The sequence below is a fragment of the Enterobacter sp. V87_3 genome (genome assembly GCF_029967835.1).
Lineage (GTDB): Bacteria > Pseudomonadota > Gammaproteobacteria > Enterobacterales > Enterobacteriaceae > Enterobacter > Enterobacter cancerogenus.
In genome coordinates this window covers 18,868-33,391 of sequence record NZ_JASCAM010000001.1, presented here as the reverse complement: position 1 = coordinate 33,391, position 14,524 = coordinate 18,868, and the positions used below count along the sequence as shown (strand labels likewise).

14 protein-coding genes and 1 tRNA gene are annotated in these 14,524 nt (G+C 53.1%); 4 read left to right on the top strand and 11 right to left on the bottom strand.

The features are described 5' to 3' along the window. Positions 1–225 precede the first annotated feature (225 nt). The 7 genes from QLG21_RS00175 to aspA form a co-directional block, all read right to left on the bottom strand. Positions 226–1,377, bottom strand: a complete 1,152-nt coding sequence (locus QLG21_RS00175) for a hypothetical protein (RefSeq protein ID WP_282483637.1) — start codon at positions 1,375–1,377, stop codon at positions 226–228. 280 nt (positions 1,378–1,657) lie between these two features. Next, positions 1,658–1,733: transfer RNA gene (locus QLG21_RS00170), tRNA-Phe, on the bottom strand. A 127-nt stretch (positions 1,734–1,860) separates the two neighbouring features. After that, positions 1,861–2,436 (bottom strand): transcriptional regulator, encoded by a 576-nt coding sequence (locus QLG21_RS00165; RefSeq protein WP_042322470.1) that lies wholly within the window; start codon positions 2,434–2,436, stop codon positions 1,861–1,863. Between the two features lie 48 nt (positions 2,437–2,484). Next, positions 2,485–4,182, bottom strand: a complete 1,698-nt coding sequence (locus QLG21_RS00160; protein ID WP_282483636.1) for a protein-disulfide reductase DsbD — start codon at positions 4,180–4,182, stop codon at positions 2,485–2,487. Continuing rightward, positions 4,158–4,481, bottom strand: a complete 324-nt coding sequence (cutA, locus tag QLG21_RS00155; RefSeq protein WP_006178929.1) for a divalent cation tolerance protein CutA — start codon at positions 4,479–4,481, stop codon at positions 4,158–4,160. The genes QLG21_RS00160 and cutA overlap by 25 nt, the downstream gene beginning before the upstream one ends. Before the next feature lie 113 nt (positions 4,482–4,594). Next, positions 4,595–5,896 (bottom strand): anaerobic C4-dicarboxylate transporter, encoded by a 1,302-nt coding sequence (locus QLG21_RS00150; protein ID WP_006178930.1) that lies wholly within the window; start codon positions 5,894–5,896, stop codon positions 4,595–4,597. A gap of 117 nt (positions 5,897–6,013) precedes the next feature. Then, on the bottom strand, positions 6,014–7,450 hold the full coding sequence (aspA, locus tag QLG21_RS00145) for an aspartate ammonia-lyase (RefSeq protein WP_006178931.1): 1,437 nt from the start codon (positions 7,448–7,450) through the stop codon (positions 6,014–6,016). 335 nt (positions 7,451–7,785) lie between these two features. Between aspA and QLG21_RS00140 the strand changes: the two genes are divergently transcribed. After that, positions 7,786–8,250 (top strand): FxsA family protein, encoded by a 465-nt coding sequence (locus tag QLG21_RS00140; RefSeq protein WP_042322475.1) that lies wholly within the window; start codon positions 7,786–7,788, stop codon positions 8,248–8,250. A 32-nt stretch (positions 8,251–8,282) separates the two neighbouring features. Here the strand turns inward: QLG21_RS00140 and yjeH are convergent, their stop codons facing one another. After that, positions 8,283–9,524 carry an L-methionine/branched-chain amino acid transporter gene (gene yjeH / locus QLG21_RS00135; protein ID WP_102891546.1) on the bottom strand — a complete coding sequence of 414 codons (1,242 nt, stop codon included), beginning with the start codon at positions 9,522–9,524 and terminating at the stop codon, positions 8,283–8,285. 177 nt (positions 9,525–9,701) lie between these two features. Here yjeH and QLG21_RS00130 point away from each other — a divergent pair, with 177 nt between their 5' ends. Both QLG21_RS00130 and groL read left to right on the top strand, forming a co-directional pair. After that, positions 9,702–9,995 carry a co-chaperone GroES gene (locus QLG21_RS00130; protein ID WP_003855929.1) on the top strand — a complete coding sequence of 98 codons (294 nt, stop codon included), beginning with the start codon at positions 9,702–9,704 and terminating at the stop codon, positions 9,993–9,995. Positions 9,996–10,034: 39 nt separating this feature from the next. After that, a complete protein-coding gene (gene groL, locus QLG21_RS00125) occupies positions 10,035–11,678 on the top strand; it encodes a chaperonin GroEL (protein WP_137849757.1) in 1,644 nt (547 codons plus the stop codon). Between the two features lie 63 nt (positions 11,679–11,741). On the opposite strand, the gene QLG21_RS00120 is transcribed toward groL, so the two are convergent. Both QLG21_RS00120 and QLG21_RS00115 read right to left on the bottom strand, forming a co-directional pair. Beyond that, on the bottom strand, positions 11,742–12,203 hold the full coding sequence (locus QLG21_RS00120; protein ID WP_058609507.1) for a YjiG family protein: 462 nt from the start codon (positions 12,201–12,203) through the stop codon (positions 11,742–11,744). Beyond that, the gene (locus QLG21_RS00115; RefSeq protein WP_137849756.1) at positions 12,184–12,849 is read right to left on the bottom strand and encodes a nucleoside recognition domain-containing protein; all 666 of its coding nucleotides are present in this window, start codon (positions 12,847–12,849) and stop codon (positions 12,184–12,186) included. The genes QLG21_RS00120 and QLG21_RS00115 overlap by 20 nt, the downstream gene beginning before the upstream one ends. A gap of 232 nt (positions 12,850–13,081) precedes the next feature. Between QLG21_RS00115 and QLG21_RS00110 the strand changes: the two genes are divergently transcribed. Further along, complete coding sequence (locus QLG21_RS00110) at positions 13,082–13,435, top strand: DUF4156 domain-containing protein (protein WP_006178937.1); 354 nt, start codon at positions 13,082–13,084, stop codon at positions 13,433–13,435. Between the two features lie 34 nt (positions 13,436–13,469). On the opposite strand, the gene epmB is transcribed toward QLG21_RS00110, so the two are convergent. Further along, on the bottom strand, positions 13,470–14,498 hold the full coding sequence (gene epmB, locus QLG21_RS00105; RefSeq protein ID WP_006178938.1) for an EF-P beta-lysylation protein EpmB: 1,029 nt from the start codon (positions 14,496–14,498) through the stop codon (positions 13,470–13,472). Positions 14,499–14,524: the final 26 nt, after the last annotated feature.

The following is a 14,524-nucleotide window of genomic DNA, read 5'->3' as shown; positions in this document are numbered from 1 at the left end:
GGAACTGCCAGGCATCAAACAAGAAGAACCCCGTACCGTAAGGTGCGGGGTTTTTTGCTTTTGGTTGGGATGAGGCGAAGCTATAACAGCTGATAAAAACGTTCCAGGATCAGTCCGGTAGCTTATTTAGAAAAGAAAAGCTACCGACTGAAAGTATGAGTGTTTCAACGTTTAAAAGACGGAAAATCAAAAATATTAAGAACTTTTCTTGCAGCTAATAAGGCTTCAGGAAGACTCTTCAAGATAGATGATCTTGTCTGTGTCAAAGCTGCTATGCATTTGAATGATCTCAATATTCATGATGTTTTCATCACAATGCTTATCGCCATTCATAATCACGAACTTAACGTTTTTATCCTTCATACTGAAAAAAGAGGTTCCAAAACATCCCGCAATGTTTTTAGGTAATAACCTCTGAGTATGAAGATACTCTAACGGAATATTATCCGGAAGCACTGTGATATTATTACCCAGGGCTGTGCATAGTTCATGATTTAATTCATGATTGGCTGGATGGCCTTTGTAAATTATGGACGTCTCATTAGGCAGCATCCCTGAAGATTTAAGCTCAGTGATTTTTCTTAACATTGCCTGATGATGCGCAGCTCTCTTTCGAATATCAGGGTAGAAAGTTGTTAGAAAGAGCGTGGCATCTCTATATTTTGCTATTGCTGATAATCGTACACGGAGGTCTTCAGGAATATTTAACAAGCGGTCCCATATTCCATTATTTGATAGCAACGAGATATCACCCTCTTTATAGGATAAAGGAATTATGGAAGGTTGCAGTTCATCAAAGAAGTGGTTTTTTACCGTTTTGTTATAAAAAGGCTCGAGTAAATAGTACTTTGTATCAATAAAATAATGCCAAATATAATTATCGGCAATATTCCATTCCCATGAGCCCAACGGTTTATTCATCATTAAAAGGTGCTGGAACACTTCCGACCTTTCACGCATCATTTTTCTCAATAGTTTACCATCAAATCGACCTATCATAACGCGTTGAATAATGGTTCCGGTGCCATCATCATACAGATGAAGTTTAAACTGCTTTAACGGTATCTTCGGCAAAACTCTTTGTAATAATGGTACTAATATATCTGTTTCATGGATAATATTTGTATGAATTTCAATTCTATAGTCCTTTTTATTGGCGATGAATTTAGCAACGCTATCGAGTTTTTGTGATAAATATTCATTAACATTGTAAGAAAATACAGTTCTGCCATTTACCAGTTCAGCGCTATTTAACTTTAATCTCCCAAGAATAAGGACACTGAAGACGTTTTCGTCATCAATGGACTGAACATAATTGTTCAATTGCTGCGTCAAAGGAAGGGATGCTGGCTCAATATAGATTTTTAGGGTTTTCATGCTCATATTTTGTTAAGACTTCGTTTTCGAATACATTAATAAAATATTCTATGCAATTCCTGTGCCAGTTATTGTCTGCGCTATTTGGTCGGCTTTGGGTCGTTGGAACAAAAAAAAGGAAGTCTTTCTTCCGTAAAAGGAAGGTATGTTTCGTATTTAATGAAATGTTAGCAAAGCTATGGGGACCAAAGCAGGTAATGCCTGGTAGATGGAGTGCCAGGGGAGGGAACTGTATTTCCAGAAAGCAAAAACCCAGCCATAGGCTGGGTTCTTTAAATAGTGGTGCCCGGACTCGGAATCGAACCAAGGACACGGGGATTTTCAATCCCCTGCTCTACCGACTGAGCTATCCGGGCAACGGAGCGCATTAAACCGCAATCACGCCTGACCGTCAACATTATTTCGGGAAAAGCCGTTCAACTGCTTAACTTTACGACAATCTGACGGTTTACGCAGCGAAAACGGCAAATTTACCGCTAAAGCTTAGGTCAATGCACCACCCATACGGCACTGTGCGAAGCGCAGAATATCTTCTGCCAGTCGATGTGCTGTTTCCACGTCGGCATGACTACGGTTCACCAGCATACGGCTCAGGCAGCCCTCCAGCACCAGCTCCATCTGTTTAGCCACCATCGCCGGATCGTCCACTTCAAGCGTAGTCAGCAGCTCATGGGTGAAGTCATGCGCCGCACGCTTTTGCTGATCCGCCAGCTGGTGAATCGGATGGCCTGGGTCCGGGTAGAACGTACAGGCGGCGATAAACAGACAGCCCGGATAGCGGTTGTTGCTTACGCATTCGGACAGGGCGGTATAACGCGCCAGCAGTTTCTGTTCTGTCGTCAGCTCTTCATTTAACATCAACTGCCGGCGCCAGACATCAACCTGTTGGCTAAGATAGCGCAGGGCATCGTAAAGCAGCGCTTCTTTATCAGGCCAGAAGCGTGTTAATTCATCCAGAGGGTAATCGATACGGTCGGCGACCATCTCAAGCGTGGTGCTGGCGATCCCTTGAATCTCAAGTAATTGCAGGGCTTGTCCCAGTACGTCTTCGCGTTGCACGGTTTTCTCCTCCGCTGTTCCCACGGTTTGTCCCGTTTAAAGTGTTGTTTACGGTTGGCGATCGTGCAAATGCGCACTGAACGCTGCAGCATCCATAAACCCGGTGACACGCTGTGCTGGTTGTTCTTCGCCCTGTTCATTGAAAAACAGGATCGTAGGCAGACCGAGCACGTTAAGTTGCTTAAGTAAGGCTTTATCCTGCGCGCTGTTTGCCGTGACGTTCGCCTGTAGCAGAACCGTCTCTTTCAGCGCACGTTGCACCTGCGGATCGCTAAAGGTGTATTTTTCAAACTCTTTGCAGGCCACGCACCAGTCGGCATAGAGGTCCAGCATTACGGGTTTCCCCATTGCCTGAACCAGCGCGCGGTTAAGTTCATCCACGTTTTTAATCTGCGTGAAGCTGAGATGCGCCTGCGATTGCCCCGCAGGCGCACCAAACGCCCAGTCCTGCAGCGGACGAACGCTTATCAGTGCAGCGGCAAGGAGAAGAACTTGTACCAGACGCATCCACGGTTTTTTTGCCCCGAGGCTGACGATAAATGCCCAGGCGAAGAACGCCACGCCGAGCATCGCCCACAGACGCGTGCCCCAAACGTCACCGATGATGCGTTCCAGCAGGAAAACCGGCAGGGCCAGGATCACAAAGCCAAATGCCGTTTTAACCGTCTCCATCCACGGGCCATTTTTAGGCAGCAGGCGGTTGCCAAACACCGTAACCAGGATCAGCGGCAGGCCCATACCCAGTGCGTAAAGATAAAGCGTACCGCCGCCCAGCCACATATTACCGCTCTGGGCGATGTATAGCAGGATCGCGCTAAGTGGCGCGGTTGTGCACGGAGAGCAAATCAGTCCGGCTATAGCCCCCATCGCGAACACACCGCCTGCTGAGCCGCCCTGCTGACGATTACTCATCAGCGTTAAGCGTGTCTGCAGGGAAGAGGGCAGTTGCAGGGTAAACAGGCCGAACATCGACAGTGCCAGCAGAATAAACACGCCCGACAGGCCGATGAGCACATACGGATGCTGAAGTGCTGCCTGGAACTGTAGCCCGGCTGCGGCCACAACAAGGCCAAGCGCCGTATAGGTCAGCGCCATGCCCTGTACGTAAATAAAGGCCAGTAGCAGCGCACGGGCGGTGGACAGACCTTGCTTACCGCCCAGCACAATGCCTGAAATCAGCGGATACATCGGCAGCACGCACGGGGTAAAGGCGATGCCAATACCAATCAGTAAGGCCCAGAGCGCGGAGAAAGGAAGGTCTGAAGCGCTCTCCCCCTCGTCCTTCACGTTGGAAGGTGGAGGTGAAACGGTGGCGGCAGCGCTTACTTCACTTAGGGGAACCACCTTCGTCTCAGGGGGGTAGCAGAACCCCGCGTCGGCGCAGCCCTGGTAAGTGACCGTCAGCGTGGCACCTGTGTCGGCCTGATTTACCGTAACGGGCACGTTCAGGCGCTGGCGATAGATTTCGCTTTTGCCATAAAACTCATCCTCGTGCCACTCGCCGGCGGGCATCTGTAATGCGCCTACGCTTGCCTGAGCGGGCGTGATGCTGACCTGCTTGCGGTAGAGGTAGTAGCCCTCTTTCACCTGCCAGGTGAGGTTGAGGTCGTGCTGGTTCTGCTGAAAATCAAAAACAAACGCCTGGTCAGCAGGAATAAAGTTTGAACGGCCGGGTGCGTCAAACAACCCGGCAAAGGCTGATGTGCTGCACAGCAGCAGGATCAGCGTAAAGAAGCGTTGAGCCATGAGAGATAATCGTTATCGCCGTGGACGACTGGCAGCGCCAGCAGTTCCGGAGTTTGGTAAGGATGATGAGACTTAAGGCAATCAAGGAGCGCCTGCTGGTTCGCCAGGTTGGTTTTAAGCAGCATCTGGACTTCGTATTCTTGTTCCAGTTTGCCTTCCCAGTAGTAGAGGGACGTGGCACCGGGAAGAAGAGTCACACAGGCGGCCAGTTTCTCGGCCAGCACTTTAGCGGCGAGATCCTGGGCAGAGGCTTCATCTGGGGCGGTACAAAGTACGACAACAGCATCAGGCGTGTTCACAAGTCGACCTCCTCATCACGAAAGGCCTCACTATATCACGCACGGCGGTTGGTCATTAATGAAACGGGCCGCAGAGCGGCCCGATTTTAACTATTTTTACAACGGCTAACGGTTTACAGAACGATACCGCCGATGATAAAGCCGAGGATAACGCACAGGGAAATCGCGACGACGCCCGGGATCAGGAACGCGTGGTTAAACACGTACTTCCCGATACGGGTCGAACCGGTGTCATCCATCTCAACCGCCGCCAGTAGGGTTGGATACGTTGGCAGCACGAACAGCGCAGATACCGCGGCGAAAGAGGCGATCGCGGTCAGTGGCGTTACGCCCAGCATCAGGGCCGCTGGCATCAACGCTTTGGTGGTCGCTGCCTGAGAGTAAAGGAGGGTCGCCGCGAAGAACAGCACCACGGCCAGCAGCCACGGATAGTTATGCAGCAGGTCGCCTGCAACGGTTTGGATATCGCTGATGTGGGCTTTCACGAAGGTATCGCCAAGCCATGCCACGCCAAGCACGCACACGCAGGCGCTCATGCCGGATTTAAAGGTGCTGGCGTTCAGCACTTCGCTGGTGTCGATTTTACAGGTAATGCTAATCAGCGTGGCGATAGTCAGCATAAACACCACAATCGCTTCGTTACGCGGCAGAACCGGGTTCTGAATCAGGCCCACGGTGTCGCTGATGGCGGTGGCGTAGAACATCACGGCAACGATACCAATCAGGAACAGCAGTACGGAGCGTTTTGCGTGCGGCTTCAGTTCGAAGACCTGGCTGCCACGCAGCTTCACTTCACCTTTCGCCAGACGTTCCTGATAAACCGGGTCATCTTTCAGCTCGGCACCCAGGAAGTTGCACAGCACGGCGGTAATCATCACGGCAATCAGCGTGACCGGAATACAGATGGCCAGCAGCGTCAGGTAGCTCACGCCCATCGGCTCCAGAATACCGGCGAAGAAGACCACGGCGGCGGAAATGGGCGATGCGGTGATGGCAATCTGAGACGCCACAACCGCGATAGAGAGCGGGCGAGAAGGGCGGATACCCTGCTCTTTCGCCACTTCGGTGATCACCGGCAGCGTGGAGAAGGCGGTGTGCCCGGTACCGGCGAGAATGGTCATAAACCAGGTCACCAGAGGCGCAAGGAAGGTGATGTATTTGGGATGGCGGCGCAGCATACGCTCCGCCAGGCTGACCAGGTAATCCATCCCGCCAGCCACCTGCATGGCAGCGATAGCGGCGATAACCGCCATGATGATTTCGATGACGTCAAACGGGATTGCGCCGGGTTTGATCTGGAAGATCAGGGTGAGAACGAGCACCCCGAGACCACCGGCAAACCCAATGCCAATGCCTCCGAGTCTTGCTCCCAGATAAATCGCCAACAGGACGATGACGAGTTCTGCTCCAAACATATATGCCTTCCTTGTTTATTAACAAGTTGATATTAAATTGTTGTGTAATTGGTAATGCTTAAAAAGAAAAAAGGCACGTCACAAGTGACGTGCCTTTCGGTAGCTTAGCCTGAACTGTTACTGTTCGCTTTCATCGGTATAACGTTTCGCTTTATAGGCCGGATGCATCAGGTTTTGAGCGGAGAAGATATCGTCCAGCTCGGCTTCGGTCAACAGACCTCTCTCCAGCACCACTTCACGTACGCTCTTACCGGTTTCGGCACAAATTTTGCCGACGATATCCCCGTTGTGGTGACCAATGAACGGGTTCAGGTAGGTGACGATGCCGATGGAGTTGTAAACGTAGCCTTCACACACTTCTTTATTGGCGGTGATGCCGTTAATGCATTTTTCCAGCAGGTTGTAGCAGGCGTTAGTCAGGATGTGAATGGATTCAAACATCGCCTGACCGATAACCGGCTCCATCACATTGAGCTGCAGCTGACCGGCTTCAGAAGCCATGGTAACGGTCGTGTCGTTCCCGATGACTTTAAAGCAAACCTGGTTAACCACTTCTGGCACCACCGGGTTAACTTTGGCTGGCATAATAGAGGAACCCGCCTGCAGCTCTGGCAGGTTGATTTCGTTCAGGCCGGCGCGCGGGCCGGAAGAGAGCAGACGCAGGTCGTTACAGATTTTGGAGAGCTTCACTGCCAGACGTTTCAGGGCACTGTGAACCATCACGTAAGCGCCGCAGTCGGAGGTGGCTTCAATCAGGTCTTCTGCAGGCACAACCGGCAGATTAGAGACTTCGGCCAGCTTCTGTACCGCCAGCTGCTGATAGCCGTCCGGCGTGTTCAGACGCGTACCGATGGCGGTCGCGCCGAGGTTAACTTCCAGCAGCAGCTCAGAGGTGCGCAGCAGGTTTTTGGTCTCTTCATTCAGCAGCACGTTAAACGCGTGGAATTCCTGGCCGAGGGTCATAGGCACCGCGTCTTGCAGCTGGGTACGGCCCATCTTCAGGATATCCTGGAATTCAACCGCTTTGCGCTGGAAGCCTTCGCCGAGCTGGTTAATCGCGTCGACCAGTTTCACCACGGAGGCATATACCGCAATGCGGAAGCCGGTCGGGTAGGCGTCGTTGGTGGACTGGCATTTATTAACGTGGTCGTTCGGGTTCAGGTACTGGTATTCACCTTTCTGGTGACCCATCAGCTCCAGGCCGATGTTTGCCAGCACCTCGTTGGTATTCATGTTGACGGAGGTACCCGCGCCGCCCTGATAGACGTCAACCGGGAACTGGTCCATGCATTTGCCGTTGTTCAGCACTTCATCGCAGGCGGCGATAATCGCATTTGCGGCGCTTTTCGGAATGGTTTGCAGCTCTTTGTTCGCCAGTGCTGCGGCCTTTTTCACCATCACCATGCCACGCACAAATTCAGGGATGTCGCTGATTTTGCTGTTGCTGATGTAGAAGTTTTCAATCGCTCTCAGAGTGTGAACACCATAGTAGGCATCCGCTGGAACTTCCCTGGTACCCAACAAGTCTTCTTCGATACGAATGTTGTTTAACATGTGAACCTTCTTTTCAAGCTGCCGATGGATTGTACTAAACACACAGTATATATGTGGTTTTGAATATTTTCTGACCGACGATTATTCCCTCAATCAGCCAGATGTTCGAGATCATATGCTGATGATAGCGAATTGCCGTAAGCTGGATCACTTATTATCGTCTCGATCACATGATAATTATTAATCTGTGAAATGAGTCACCGCTTTAATATTTCCAGAAAAAATATCCGTGCAAACCGATTGAATTTTGGCTAACCGTCACCATCTCTTACAGACGCGCTTCGCGAACACATTCAGACAGGGGCCTTACGGCACCTGCCATACAGGAGATGCCAGTGCGCTGGATACCGTTTATTGCTTTCTTTCTCTACGTTTACATTGAGATTTCGATTTTCATTCAGGTTGCTCATGTGTTGGGCGTCCTGCTGACGCTGATTCTGGTGATCTTCACCTCCGTTATCGGCATGTCGCTGGTGCGCAACCAGGGCTTCAAGAACTTCCTGTTAATGCAGCAGAAGATGGCCGCAGGCGAAAGCCCAGCCGCCGAGATGATCAAAAGTGTGTCGCTGATTATTGCAGGCCTGCTGCTGATCCTGCCGGGGTTCTTTACCGATTTCCTCGGCCTGTTGCTGCTGTTACCGCCGGTTCAAAAGCACCTGACCATGAAACTGCTGCCGCATCTGCGATTCAACCGCGTGCCAGGCGGTGGTTTCAGCACCGGCCCTGGCGACACGTTCGACGGGGAGTATCAGCGTAAGGACGACCAGCGCGACCGTTTAGACCATAAAGACGATCGATAAATTTTCTTCTGTGGCGCTTCGCTAACTGGCAACTAGCGGAGCGCACCGCGCGTCGGCAAAAACGCCCACAGTCCCGCCAGCATGACAATGGCGTACAGGCTTTTCCAGCCCACCATCGCCAGCAGCAGCAGACACAGCACACCCCCGACGATCGCCAGCGCTTTATAACGCCCCTTCAGCAAACGGCAGCCTGCCAGCATGCACAGCAGATAAATCATGATGAAGATGCCGTTGGCGTAGACGATTAACGCATCAAGATTGATGTCCAGGCCGTAAATGCACAGCGTGCTCACCACACAGCAGCCCAGCACGGCATTAAGCGCATTCAATGGCAGCTGACGTTTGGACAAGCGCGCAAGGCGGCTTTCGGGTTTGTACAACGCCTGCGACCATACCAGGCGCGCAAAGCTCTGGATGTAGATGTTAAGGCTGGCAAAGCAGGCCAGATAGCCAATCACGCACGCTACCCACAGCGCTTTCACACCAAACAGCTGCACCACGATCCCCGGCAGCGACGCTGCGGCAGCTTTATCTGCGCCAAACGCATTAAAATGCAGCACAAGAACGGTGCAGGCCCAATACACCGTGCCCGCCAGTAGCAGGCCGATCATCAGCGCGCGCGGGAAGTCGCGTTCGGGCTGTTTAAATTCTGACGCCAGATGAGCAAAGGCCTCCAGCCCGACAAAACACCAGAACATCACGGAAAGCGCGGCGAACAGTTGGGAATGATCGACATCCTTCACCGCCGGGAACGGAATGTCCGCGACGTTGATATCGCCCGCCCACCAGATGGCGGCAATGAGTGCGACGATCAGCACCGCGACCAGCGTTTGCAGGTTAGCGCTGGAACTCGCCCCGCGTGACCCAACCCACCAGACAATCGCCAGCGTACCCAGCTCGGCCAGCAGGAGCTGCTCGTGATGCCAGCCAAAAAGCGCCTGCCCAAAGCCAGCCGCAATATGCAGCGCGGCAGGCAGGCCGACCGGGATCACCGAAAGAAACAGCCAGCCCGTCACGCGCTCCAGACGTGGACCGAATGCCATCCCGACAAAGTGCGCCACCCCGCCTGCGCTGGGGAAGTGCCGCCCGAGGATCGCAAAAACAATCGCCACCGGGAAAACCAGCACAATCAGCGCCGGCCAGGCCCACAGGCTGTTATTTCCCGCGACCAGCGCCGCCAGCGCAGGGACCGCAAAAACGCCCGTGCCGAGCAAAGAGGTGGAGAGCAACCCTATCCCCTGCGCCAGCCCCAGCTCCTGTTTCAGTCCACTCATTTACATCGTCCTGCCGCCATTAAAAGAGAGGCGATGGTAACACTTTCGCAAATTTTTTTTCGATTCCCCCTTGAAGGGGTAAAAAGCTATCCCCATCTCTCAGTGCACTAGCCGGAAACCGCGTGCGGACCGGCGTCATCCATAACTGATAATGACTTTCTCAAAGGAGAGCTATCAATGAGTATTCGTCCGTTACATGATCGTGTGATCGTCAAACGTAAAGAAGTTGAAACTAAGTCTGCAGGCGGCATCGTTCTGACCGGTTCTGCAGCAGCCAAATCAACGCGTGGCGAAATCATCGCTGTCGGTAAGGGCCGCATCCTGGAAAACGGAACTGTGCAGCCTCTGGACGTTAAAGTTGGTGACATCGTCATTTTCAACGATGGCTACGGCGTGAAATCCGAGAAGATCGACAATGAAGAAGTGTTGATCATGTCCGAGAGCGATATTCTGGCAATTGTTGAAGCGTAATCTACGCACGAAACTGTACGAATTTGAGGAAAAAAGAACATGGCAGCTAAAGACGTAAAATTCGGTAACGACGCTCGTGTGAAAATGCTGCGCGGCGTAAACGTGCTGGCAGATGCAGTTAAAGTCACTCTTGGCCCGAAAGGCCGCAACGTAGTGCTGGATAAATCCTTCGGCGCTCCAACCATCACCAAAGATGGTGTTTCTGTTGCACGTGAAATCGAACTGGAAGACAAATTCGAAAACATGGGCGCGCAGATGGTGAAAGAAGTTGCCTCTAAAGCGAACGACGCTGCAGGCGACGGTACCACCACCGCGACCGTGCTGGCTCAGGCTATCATCACTGAAGGCCTGAAAGCCGTTGCGGCGGGCATGAACCCAATGGATCTGAAACGTGGTATCGACAAAGCTGTCGCCTCCGCCGTTGAAGAACTGAAAGCGCTGTCCGTACCGTGCTCTGACTCTAAAGCGATTGCTCAGGTTGGTACTATCTCCGCTAACTCCGACGAAACCGTAGGTAAGCTGATCGCAGAAGCGATGGACAAAGTCGGCAAAGAAGGCGTGATCACCGTTGAAGACGGTACCGGCCTGGAAGACGAACTGGACGTAGTTGAAGGTATGCAGTTCGACCGCGGTTACCTGTCTCCATACTTCATCAACAAGCCGGAAACCGGTGCAGTTGAGCTGGAAAGCCCGTTCATCCTGCTGGCTGACAAAAAAATCTCCAACATCCGCGAAATGCTGCCAGTGCTGGAAGCCGTTGCGAAAGCAGGCAAGCCGCTGGTTATCATCGCTGAAGACGTTGAAGGCGAAGCGCTGGCAACCCTGGTGGTTAACACCATGCGTGGCATCGTGAAAGTGGCTGCGGTTAAAGCACCTGGCTTCGGCGATCGTCGTAAAGCGATGCTGCAGGATATCGCAACCCTGACCGGCGGTACCGTCATCTCCGAAGAGATCGGTATGGAGCTGGAAAAAGCCACTCTGGAAGACCTGGGCCAGGCGAAACGCGTTGTCATCAACAAAGACACCACCACCATCATCGATGGCGTGGGTGAAGAAGGCGCAATCCAGGGCCGTGTGGCTCAGATCCGTAAGCAGATCGAAGAAGCGACCTCTGATTACGACCGTGAAAAACTGCAGGAGCGCGTAGCGAAACTGGCAGGCGGTGTTGCGGTAATCAAAGTCGGTGCTGCGACCGAAGTTGAAATGAAAGAGAAGAAAGCGCGCGTTGACGATGCCCTGCACGCAACCCGTGCTGCGGTAGAAGAAGGCGTCGTTGCTGGTGGTGGTGTCGCGCTGGTGCGTGTTGCCGCTAAACTGGCTAACCTGACTGCTCAGAACGAAGATCAGAACGTGGGTATCAAAGTTGCGCTGCGCGCGATGGAAGCACCTCTGCGTCAGATCGTGTCCAACGCCGGTGAAGAGCCGTCTGTTGTGACTAACAACGTGAAAGCAGGCGAAGGTAACTACGGTTACAACGCAGCAACTGAAGAATACGGCAACATGATCGACTTCGGTATTCTGGACCCAACAAAAGTGACCCGTTCTGCTCTGCAGTACGCGGCATCTGTTGCTGGCCTAATGATCACCACCGAGTGCATGGTGACCGACCTGCCTAAAGGCGACGCACCTGACTTAGGTGCTGCTGGTATGGGCGGCATGGGTGGAATGGGCGGCATGATGTAATCATGCAGTTCTGCCCTTTGCAGAAATAAAGAAGCCCCCGACAGCAATGTCGGGGGCTTTTTTTTAGACAAGCAGTTGCATCACCCACAGAGAGACCAGCGCGTTAATCACGCAGATGGTGATAATGTGCGGATAGTATTTTGGGTCAACGCCTGCGGTACCCAGGCAGCGCCCCGTGTTTTGCACCGGATTGCCCATCAGGTAAATTGCCGGGAGAAGAACGGTGGCATCGTGTCCATTCAGCGTTCCTGCGGCCACCAGGCTGGCGCAGACACCCACGCCACCGCCCATACTCATCACCGAAGCCAGCAGCACCGTCGCCGCTGCGCCCGGCAGCCCCCAGAGCGCCATGACGGGTTCACATACCTTACCCACTATATCCAGCAGGCCCGTTACCTTGAGCGCCTGAATGATAACGAAGGCCATGACCACATTGGGTAGCAGGCTGGTGGTGGCAATGGTAAAGCCGCGGCGGGCACCCTCGATAAACAGATCCATGATGTTTTTACGCGGCTGGGCGATCATTGGCTTCCTCCTGACTATGTCGGCCTTCGATGCGGGCAATCCACAGGCGAAGAAGATTCGCGCCAACAAATTTAAACACCAGAATTACGGCCAGCGGCGTAATCACCGGGACGGTGATAAAGGTAAAGAGCGCAGCGCCTGAAGAGAAATAGTTCGTTATGATGGCGCTTCCGCTGGTCTGGAAGGTGGCGAAAATGGCGCGTTCCTGCCCGGTAATCGTCCCTTCGTCAGCGAGTTCTTTGGTCATCCCTGCGGCAGCATCGGTATTTTGCAGGTTGGCGATCAGCGCCAGCGAGCATACGCCGGGTACCCCGAGCAGCGGGCGCAACACCGGCGTCATCAGCTGCTGCGCGGCGCGCAGCCCGCCTAATCCTTCGGTCACGGCGATAATGCCGAGCGATAAAATGACCGAGGGTGCCAGCTCAAGGGCAAACAAGAACCCGTCTTTCGCCCCCGTACCGCCCTCGCCGCGAAACGTCAGCGCGCCGTTCACCGCGCCAAAGCTGCCGTTAATGACGGTAAAATCCAGCACGCGCCACCATTCGGTGCTTTTGGCGAAGAAACCTGAAAAAAATACAATGGTAAGCACAAACGCCAGATAGCCCACCCATGTCACTTTTTCCTCTCCTGAGGATGATCTACTCATGAAGCCCCCTTTTTTTATGCCGTACAAAAGTTGTACGTGGCACCACTAAAAACGATTAAGGGCTAAAACACGATACCTCAAAGGTTAATATCGGAATTCATTTAGGATAGAAAAGGCATGCGAGGCGGAATCGGACTCGCAGAAATGCTCAGTGTTTTTCTTTTGGTCATCTTTTAGGTATAAGATTTACACACGGACAACTGAGTCCAGCTTTTTGAAAACGAGGAATAACATGCGCGTACAAGTCTGTGCAGGGATCGTAGGTGCAGCATTGCTGCTGGCGGGTTGTAGCTCCAGCAATGAGCTGTCGGCGGCTGGTCAAAGCGTTCGCTTTGTGGAAGATAAGCCGGGTAGCGAATGCCAGCTGTTAGGCACAGCCTCCGGTAAACAAAGCAACTGGCTTTCCGGGCAACACGGTGAAGAAGGCGGCTCTATGCGCGGCGCGGCAAACGCCCTGCGTAACCAGGCTGCAGCAATGGGAGGCAACGTGATTTACGGCGTGAGCAGCCCAACGCAGAGTATGCTGTCCAGCTTCGTTCCAACGGCCAGCCAGATGAACGGCCAGGTCTATAAATGCCCGAACTGATTGCCTTTTCCCTCTCCCGTCGGGAGAGGGGAAACTAGCTCTGACGCAGCTGCAAATCCAGCGGCGTCTTGCTTGGCTCACCGCCAATCTCGCGCGCCAGTTTCGGCACCATATAGCCAGAGACCAGCGTTAGCAGTTCGCGCACGATCTGCCGCGCCTCTTCATCCGTCACCATAAAATGTGCCGCCCCCTGAACGCGATCCAGCACATGCAGGTAATAGGGCATCACGCCTGCATCAAACAGCGCATTGCTCAGATCGGCCAGCACGCGGGCATTATCATTGACGCCGCGCAGCAGCACGCTCTGGTTCAGCAGCGTCACGCCTGCCTGACGCAGGCGAATCATCGCCGCCCGAAATTCATCGTCAATTTCGTTGGCGTGGTTGATATGGTTGACCAGCAAAACCTGTAAACGAGACTGCGCAAGGCGCGAAACCAGCCCGTCGGTGATCCGCGCCGGGATCACGATCGGCAGACGGCTATGAATACGCAGACGCTTAATGTGCGGGATGGCTTCAAGCTGGGTCAGCAGCCAGTCCAGCTCGTGATCTTTTGCCATCAGCGGGTCGCCACCGGAAAAAATGATCTCATCCAGTTCCGGGTGGGCGGCGATATAGTCCAGCGCGACCTGCCAGTTACGCTTGTTTCCCTGATTATCAGCGTAGGGGAAGTGACGGCGGAAACAATAACGGCAATTTACCGCGCAGCCGCCCTTCACCAGCAGCAGAGCGCGATTAAGGTATTTATGCAGCAAACCCGGCACGACGCTGTTCTGCTCTTCCAGCGGGTCGGTGCTGTAACCCGGCGCAGTGACAAACTCATCCTGAGAAGTAAGCGTTTGTTTTAGCAACGGATCGTCAGGGTTACCTTTCTCCATGCGGGCGACAAACGCGCGGGGCACGCGCAGGGCAAACAGGCGCTTTGCCTCACGGCCTGCGAGCAATGTTTGATGCCCTTCGAGGTCTAAGAGACGCAGCAATTCATCAGGACTGGTGATTACATCGGCAAGTTGCGATAACCAATCTTCTCTGGACGGGGTGTTTAGGGTTACAATATGCGCCATTTTGTGGCTTAGCTACCAGTTAACAA